The 7,824-nt window shown below is 63.3% G+C and carries 6 protein-coding genes; all 6 read left to right on the top strand.

Going from position 1 to position 7,824, the window contains the following annotated elements; all coding sequences use genetic code 11:
- On the top strand, positions 1–713 hold a 713-nt coding region (locus tag OU11_RS08205), incomplete at its 5' end, for a chromosomal replication initiator protein DnaA (protein WP_033516049.1).
- Between the two features lie 26 nt (positions 714–739).
- Positions 740–2,221 (top strand): DUF1846 domain-containing protein, encoded by a 1,482-nt coding sequence (locus tag OU11_RS08200; RefSeq protein WP_033516047.1) that lies wholly within the window; start codon positions 740–742, stop codon positions 2,219–2,221.
- A gap of 520 nt (positions 2,222–2,741) precedes the next feature.
- The gene (dnaN, locus tag OU11_RS08195) at positions 2,742–3,866 is read left to right on the top strand and encodes a DNA polymerase III subunit beta (protein ID WP_033516046.1); all 1,125 of its coding nucleotides are present in this window, start codon (positions 2,742–2,744) and stop codon (positions 3,864–3,866) included.
- A gap of 17 nt (positions 3,867–3,883) precedes the next feature.
- Positions 3,884–5,107, top strand: coding sequence for a DNA replication/repair protein RecF (gene recF, locus OU11_RS08190; RefSeq protein ID WP_081963540.1), 1,224 nt, complete (start codon positions 3,884–3,886; stop codon positions 5,105–5,107).
- Positions 5,104–5,571, top strand: a complete 468-nt coding sequence (locus OU11_RS08185) for a DciA family protein (RefSeq protein ID WP_033516040.1) — start codon at positions 5,104–5,106, stop codon at positions 5,569–5,571. Before recF ends, OU11_RS08185 begins: the two co-directional genes overlap by 4 nt.
- A gap of 183 nt (positions 5,572–5,754) precedes the next feature.
- Positions 5,755–7,824, top strand: coding sequence for a DNA topoisomerase (ATP-hydrolyzing) subunit B (gene gyrB, locus OU11_RS08180; protein ID WP_152597128.1), 2,070 nt, complete (start codon positions 5,755–5,757; stop codon positions 7,822–7,824).

The following is a 7,824-nucleotide window of genomic DNA, read 5'->3' as shown; positions in this document are numbered from 1 at the left end:
TCGACGACATCCAGTTCCTCGGCGGCAAGGAAGCCACCCTCGAACAGTTCTTCCACACCTTCAACAGCCTCTACCAGGCCAACAAACGCATCGTCATCGCCAGCGACGTCGCACCCAAAAACCTCAAAGGATTCGAAGCACGCCTGATCAGCCGGTTCGACGCCGGCCTGACCGTGGATGTCAAGCCGCCGGACCTGGAGACCCGCATCGCCATCCTCAGGATGATGAGTGGCATGAACGGCGCCAACATCCCCAATGACGTCCTGGACCTGATCGCCGAACGGTTCACCGAGAACATCCGCGAACTGGAAGGCGCCCTGACACGCGTCACCGCCGTGGCGTCGCTGAGCAACCAGCCCGTCACCCGCGCGCTGGCCGAACAGACCCTGCAGGATTTCTTCACCACCGACGTGGAGGTCAAGCCCTCCGACATCATCGGCCAGGTGGCCAAGTACTTCCATCTGACCTTCGATCAGATCGTCGGCCGCGCACGCACGAAGAACGTGGTGCTCGCACGCCAGATCGCGATGTATCTGTCCCGTGAGATGACCAGCATCAGCCTCAAGGACATCGGCGACGTCTTCGGCGGACGCGACCACACCACGGTGATGTACGCGTGCACCCGCATCAGCGACGAGATGCGCGAAAAGCAGGAGATCTACAACTACGTCATGGAACTCACGGTACGACTCAAGCAACGATCGTCCGAATAGATCAGGGAAGGAAGGCGAGTCCACGCATGCGCAAGGGGTTCGATAACGACAAGTACATCACGATGCAGGCCGCGCACATCCGCGAACGCATCGCGCAGTTCGGCGGCAAGCTCTATCTGGAATTCGGCGGCAAGCTGTTCGACGACTACCATGCCAGCCGCGTGCTGCCGGGATTCCAGCCCGACAGCAAGTTCCGCATGCTCAAGAGCCTGGCCGAGGACGTCGAGATCATCATCTCCATCAACGCCAACGACATCGAGAAGAACAAGGAACGCGGCGATCTGGGCATCACCTACGACGAGGACGTGCTGCGCCTGGCCGACGTCTACCGCACCAACGGGCTGTCCGTGGCGGCCGTCGTGCTGACGCAATACGCCGGACAACCCGCGGCGGACGTGTTCCGTCACCGGTTGGAGATGCTGGGCATCCCCTGCCGGCTGCATTACCCGATCGAAGGGTATCCGCACGACATCGACCTGATCGTCTCCGAGAACGGTTACGGGCGCAACGAATACGTGGAGACCACCCGTCCACTGGTGGTCGTGACCGCGCCCGGCCCGGGCTCGGGCAAACTGGCCACATGTCTGTCGCAGGTATACCACGAGCATGAGCGGGGCATCGCCGCCGGATACGCCAAGTTCGAGACCTTCCCCGTGTGGAACCTGCCGCTGACGCACCCTGTCAACATCGCCTACGAGGCCGCGACCGTCGATCTGGACGATTCCAACATCATCGACCCGTTCCATCTGGAGGCGTACAATACGACGACGGTGAACTACAACCGCGACGTGGAGGCGTTCCCCGTCGTCAAGGCGCTGATGGACAAGATCCTCGGCAAGTCGCCCTACCATAGCCCCACCGACATGGGGGTCAACATGGTGGGCTTCGCCATCACCGACGACGAGGTCTGCGCCGAAGCGGCCCGGATGGAGATCGTGCGCCGCTACTTCACCGCAGCGGTGCAGGTCAAGCGCACCGGCACCGGCCAGGAGTACGTGGACAAGCTCAAGGTCATCATGAAGAAGGCGGGCGTCACCAAGGACTTCTCCCCCGCACGTGCGGCCGCCTTGAACAAGGAGGAGGCCACCGGAGGCCCCGCCGGCGCCATGGTGATGCCGGACGATACGGTGGTCACCGGCAAGACGTCCGACCGATTGGGTGCCGCCAGTTCGCTGCTGATGAACGCACTCAAGCAGGTCACCGGTGTGGACATGGAGCTCGAGGTCATCTCCAATGAGGCGATCGAGCCGATCAGCCGGCTCAAAACCCAGCAATTGGGCAGCCATAACCCACGTCTGCACCCGGATGAGACGCTGATCGCACTGTCCATCACATCGGCCACCAGCGAAGTCGCCGCGCGTGTTCTGGAGGGATTGCCCAAGCTGCGTGGATGCGACGCGTTCTTCTCGGTCATCATCTCCGCATCGGACGAGAGCCTGCTCAAACAGCTTGGCATCAACGTCTGCTGCGAACCCAAGTTCGAACGCTCCACGTATTACCACAAGTAATCCGTACATCCCGACCGTTCGGTCATACCGTGCAAAGGTCCGGGCTGTGAACCGTCTTCCCCTCCTCGTAGCGAGAGCGGAGCAGGTTCACGGTCAGGACCTTTTTGCGTGTCATACCGGTCGGCAATACCCCAAAACGCCACCGAGTTATCCACATAGTTATGCACAAATGTGGGTAAACCCTCTGGAAAACCCGTGGACGACACGCAAAACCTCGGTGGATAACTCGTGCATAACGAGGCCCCGAGTGTGGATAACTCAGCAAGTCGCCCGAAACGGTGGATAACTCGCGGGGTTATCCACATTCCTCCAGAGGGTTATCCACATTCCTCACGATGCACGGAATCCTTCTGCCGCCTGGGCTTCGCCGTGTTTTCCACATTTCCACCGTGCTTATGGTGGTGACTATTTACCGTATGTAACGTTCATCGCCATCGTCATCACGCACGTCGTCCCGGACAGCGCGGTTACGCACGCCAACCGCTAGAATGAGCACAGAACACGAAGAAACGAGGTCCCCATGAAAGTCGAAATCGATTCCGCCGCATTGGCTGACGCCGTAGCCTGGACCACCCGCGTCATCGACGCCCGTCCCGCCAATCCGATCCTCGCCGGCATCCGCCTGGAGGCGGCCGACGGTGCACTGCAACTTTCGGCATTCAACTACGAAATTTCGGCCCGTCACCACATCGAAGCCGGCGTGGACGAACCCGGCACCGCACTGGTGCTCGGCAAACTGCTCGCCGACATCACCAAGTCCCTGCCCGCCGAGAAGACCTACCTGTCGACCACGTCGTCGACGCTGACCATCAGCTCGGGCAAGTCGACGTTCACCCTGCAGCTGATGCCGGACGGCGAATACCCCGACCTGCCCATCGTGCCGGCGAAACTCGGTCAGGTCGATGCCCCCACGTTCGTGCAGGCCGTCTCGCAGGCCAGCGTCGCCGTCTCCCGCGAGGAGAACCGCCCCGTGCTGACCGGCGTCCGCATCCAGTTCGAGGGTGAGAAGGTCATCATGACGGCGACCGACCGCTTCCGCCTGTCCCGTTCCAGCTTCTCCTGGACCCCGCAGAACCGCGATGTGAGCACCACCACGCTGGTGCGCGGCTCCCTGCTGCGTGACGTGGCACGTTCGCTGGACGAGCATCAGAACGTGGTCCTGGACTTCGACACGGACACCCCGTCGCTGCTCGGCTTCGAAAACGCCGGCCGCGTCTCCACCTCGCAGATCATCGACGGGGAGTTTCCCGCCGTGGACCGCCTGTTCGCCGACGAATACCCGATTCAGGCCGTCATCGACAAGCAGGTCCTGCTCGGCGCCATCAAGCGTGTGGCGCTCGTCGCGGAACGCAACGCCCCGATCCGCATGGTCTTCGAAGGCCAGGAGCTCACGCTGTCCGCAGGCGCCGTGGACGAGGCCCAGGCCATCGAAACGATCGATATCGACATGGACGGCGACGACATCACCGTGGCGTTCAACCCGTCCTACCTTATCGAAGGTCTGAGCGCGATCACCGAGCCGTATGTGCGCATGAAGATGACCACCGCCGTCAAGCCGGTGGAGTTCAACGGCCAGCAGGAAGCCGATTCCGACGAGTCGATGGACTACCGGTATCTGCTGGTGCCGATGCGCTTCAACAACTGACCGGTACGGGGCCACGATTGCATATCGCACGGCTGGCGCTGGACCATTACCGGTCTTGGGAGCATTGCGTCCTGGATCTCGAACCGGGCGTCACGGTGTTGCTGGGGGCCAACGGCCTGGGCAAGACCAATCTGGTCGAGGCCATCGAGGTGGTGGCCACCGGTGTCAGCCATCGGACATCCACGTTGGCGCCGCTGATCGCCCGCGGCGCCTCGTCGGCCACAATCCGCGTCAACGTGGCCGGTGAAACCGGGCAGGACGACGCATCCGCCACCACCTACGAGGTCACGCTCAACGCCCGCGGCGCCAACCGAGGACGGATCAACGGCGGCCCGTCACGGTACATGCGGGATATCGTGGGGCGGATCGCCTGCGTGACGTTCGCCCCCGAGGACCAGCGACTGGTGGCGGGCGATCCGGCGTCGCGCCGCATGCTGCTCAATCAGGCGGGGGTGTTGCTCGCCCCGGAATACGCCACCCTGCTTCAGGAATGCACGCATATCGCGAAGCAGCGGTCCGCCCTACTCAAACAGCTTGCCCATAGCGGCGACGTGGCGGATGATCCCGGCCGTGAGCTGTCGTTGCAGGGGTTGGAGATATGGACGGGGCAGTTCATCGAAGCCGGTGTGGCGTTGACCCGGCTGCGGGCCGCGATCGTCGAGCGGTTGCGTGAGCCGTTCTCCAGGATTTATGCTGATCTGGCCGGACGCGGGGAGCGGGCCGAACTGCAGTACGCCCCATCATTCGACGAGGTGCTGCTCCTCGATGCGCCGGAAGCCGAGCTCAGCCGCCATTTCCAGCGGCTATACCCCGGCGAGGTGGCTCGTGGCCAGAACCTGATCGGTCCGCAGCGCGACGATATGGACGTGCTGCTCAACGGCATGCCCGCCCGTGAATATGCGTCCAACGGCGAGATGTGGACCTTGGCGTTGGCCCTGAAGATGGCGATCGACGAGACGGTGGGGGAGGAACGCGGCGTCACGCCGATTGTGATCCTGGATGACGTGTTCGCCCAATTGGACGATTCCCGCCGCGGACAGATCATGGAATTCGCGCGGGAACGCGGACAGGTGCTGATCACGGCCGCATCCGTCGGGGACATCCCCCGGACCATCTCCGGCGGTGACGATGCCCTGCGCATCATCGATGTCGGCCGTCTGGCCGAAGAACAGGCGGCGATGCACGATCCGGCCGAGATGGCGCGGCATTTCGCCGAACAATTGGATACGGAGCGATTATGACGCCGCCTCCCGTGGTGCTGCTCAAACTGGACCAGCGGAAGCTGCCCGCCGAGGTGTATGGGCGGTTGGCCTCACGCGCGGGGTCGCGACGCGAACGTGAGCGGGACGCCGAGCTGGCATGGGAGAACTTCGGCAAACCCGGCCGCGATCCGGCGACGCTGGGCGGGGTGCTCGGCATCATCGCCGGGGAGGGGCATTGGATGCCTCATCTGGAGGTCGCCAAGTTGCGTACGCAATGGAATCTGGTGGTGGGGGATGCCATCGCGGCGCATTCGCAGGTGGCCGGTTTCCGTGACGGCGTGCTGGACATCCAGGCCGAGTCGCCGGTGTGGGCGACCCAATTGACCTATCTGATTCCCCAACTGACGGAGACGATCCGGGGGCGGTTGCCGGGATTGGATGTTCGGCAAGTCGTCGTCACGGGTCCGCGGCAGTCCCGCGGACGATACGGCCGTATGCGGTAGCAGGCGAAAATTCGCGCGCTGGGCGCAAGTCGTCGTGGACGAGTAGAATGTCATACAGACTATTGCAACCCTAGAAGGCCCCGTTATTCGTGTTCTGGGGCATATCGCATGGGAGAACGTCCCCTGTGCGAGAGGAAAAACCCATAGGAAGGAAGTTCTGTGGCAGACCCTGAAGTGGACTCGCTGAACGACCCCGATACCGCACCGACCCATACGGATGACAGCACCCTGCGCGACGCCCAGCTCGATGACTCGCTGTCCCCGGAACATTACGAAGCCAGCGATCTGAAGGTGCTCGAAGGCCTGGAAGCGGTGCGTATCCGTCCGGGCATGTACATCGGCTCGACCGGCCCCCGCGGCCTGCACCATCTGGTGTATGAGATCGTCGACAACTCCGTCGACGAGGCCCTGGCCGGTTTCGCCTCGCATATCGAAGTGACCATCCTGCCGGGCAACGGCATCCGCGTGGACGACGACGGCCGAGGCATCCCGGTGGACATCGTCGAGGCGACCGGGATCTCGGGCGTGGAAACCGTGATGACCAAGCTGCACGCCGGCGGCAAGTTCGGTGGTGGCGGCTATGCGGTCTCCGGCGGTCTGCACGGCGTGGGCATCTCCGTGGTCAACGCGTTGTCGACGCGAGTGGACATCGAGGTGCGTCGTCAGGGCTTCCACTGGACGCAGACCTACATCGACCAGAAGCCGACGGCGCCGCTCAAGCAGGGCGAGCCGATGACCGCCGACGAGTCGACCGGCACGTCGGTGACGTTCTGGGCCGACCCGGTGATCTTCGAGACCACGGAATACGATTTCGAGACCCTGCGGTCCCGCTTCCAGCAGATGGCCTTCCTGAACAAGGGACTGAAGATCTCGCTGACCGACCTGCGCGAAGTCGACCAGGCCGGCGACGAGGTGGCCGGCGACGGCGAGGAATCGGCCGAGGCGCAGCACCGCAGCGTGACCTATCGCTATGCCAACGGCATCAAGGATTACGTGGATTACCTCGTCAAGTCGCGCAAGGCGACGCCGATCGAGCCCGAGGTGATCGACTTCGAGGCGGAGGACCTGAAGATCGGCATCTCCGCGGAGATCGCGATGCAGTGGACCACCGCGTACTCGGAGGCGGTCCACACGTTCGCGAACACCATCTCGACCACCGAGGGCGGCACGCACGAGGAGGGCTTCCGCGCGGCGCTGACCTCGCTGGTCAACCGGTACGCGCGCGAGAAGAACATCCTCAAGGACAAGGACGAGAACCTGTCCGGCGACGACGTGCGCGAGGGTCTGACCGCGGTGGTGTCCGTCAAGCTCACCACGCCGCAGTTCGAAGGCCAGACCAAGACCAAGCTCGGCAACTCGGAGGCCAAGACCTTCGTACAGCGCGTGATGACCGACAAGCTCGGCGATTGGTTCGACGCGCATCCCTCGGAGGCCAAGAACATCATCCAGAAGGCCATCGAGGCCTCGCGTGCGCGCATCGCAGCCAAGAAGGCGCGTGAGAGCACGCGGCGCAAGTCGATCTTCGAGACGGCGGGCATGCCGGACAAGCTCAAGGACTGCCAGTCCAACGATCCGACCGAGTGCGAGCTGTTCATCGTGGAGGGTGACTCCGCAGGCGGTTCCGCCATCCAGGGCCGCAACCCGATCACGCAGGCGATCCTGCCGTTGCGCGGCAAGATCCTGAACACCGAGCGCGCCTCGATCGACCGCATGATGAAGTCCGACACCATCGAATCGCTGATCACCGCAATCGGCGGCGGGTACGGCGAGGACTTCGACATCTCCAAGGTGCGCTACCACAAGGTCATCATCATGGCCGACGCCGACGTGGACGGCGCGCACATCGCCACGTTGAACCTGACGCTGTTCTTCCGGTACATGAGGCCGATGATCACGGCTGGATACGTGTATGTGGCCATGCCGCCGCTGTACCGCCTGAAGTGGACCAAGGGGCCGCACGACTTCGTGTACACCGACAAGGAGCGTGACCGCGTGCTGGCCGAGGGCAAGGCTGCCGGCCGCCAGCTGCCCAAGGGCGAAGGCATCCAGCGATACAAGGGCCTGGGCGAGATGACCTACCAGGAGCTGTGGGAGACCACGATGGACCCGGAGCACCGCATCCTGAAGCAGATCCATATCGAGGATGCGGCACAGGCCGACGAGACGTTCTCGATGCTGATGGGCGACGAGGTCGAACCGCGTCGCCTGTTCATCCAGCGCAACGCCCATGACGCCCGTTTCATCGACGCCTGA

Source organism: Bifidobacterium pullorum DSM 20433 (genome assembly GCF_000771405.1).
Taxonomy (GTDB): domain Bacteria; phylum Actinomycetota; class Actinomycetes; order Actinomycetales; family Bifidobacteriaceae; genus Bifidobacterium; species Bifidobacterium pullorum.
This window is presented reverse-complemented; position numbering and strand designations above follow the sequence as displayed.

Coding starts and splice junctions, on each gene's coding strand:
- OU11_RS08185 (WP_033516040.1), top strand. CDS start 5,104: ATGACGCCGCCTCCCGTGGTGCTGCTCAAACTGGACCAGCGGAAGCTG.
- dnaN (WP_033516046.1), top strand. CDS start 2,742: ATGAAAGTCGAAATCGATTCCGCCGCATTGGCTGACGCCGTAGCCTGG.
- OU11_RS08200 (WP_033516047.1), top strand. CDS start 740: ATGCGCAAGGGGTTCGATAACGACAAGTACATCACGATGCAGGCCGCG.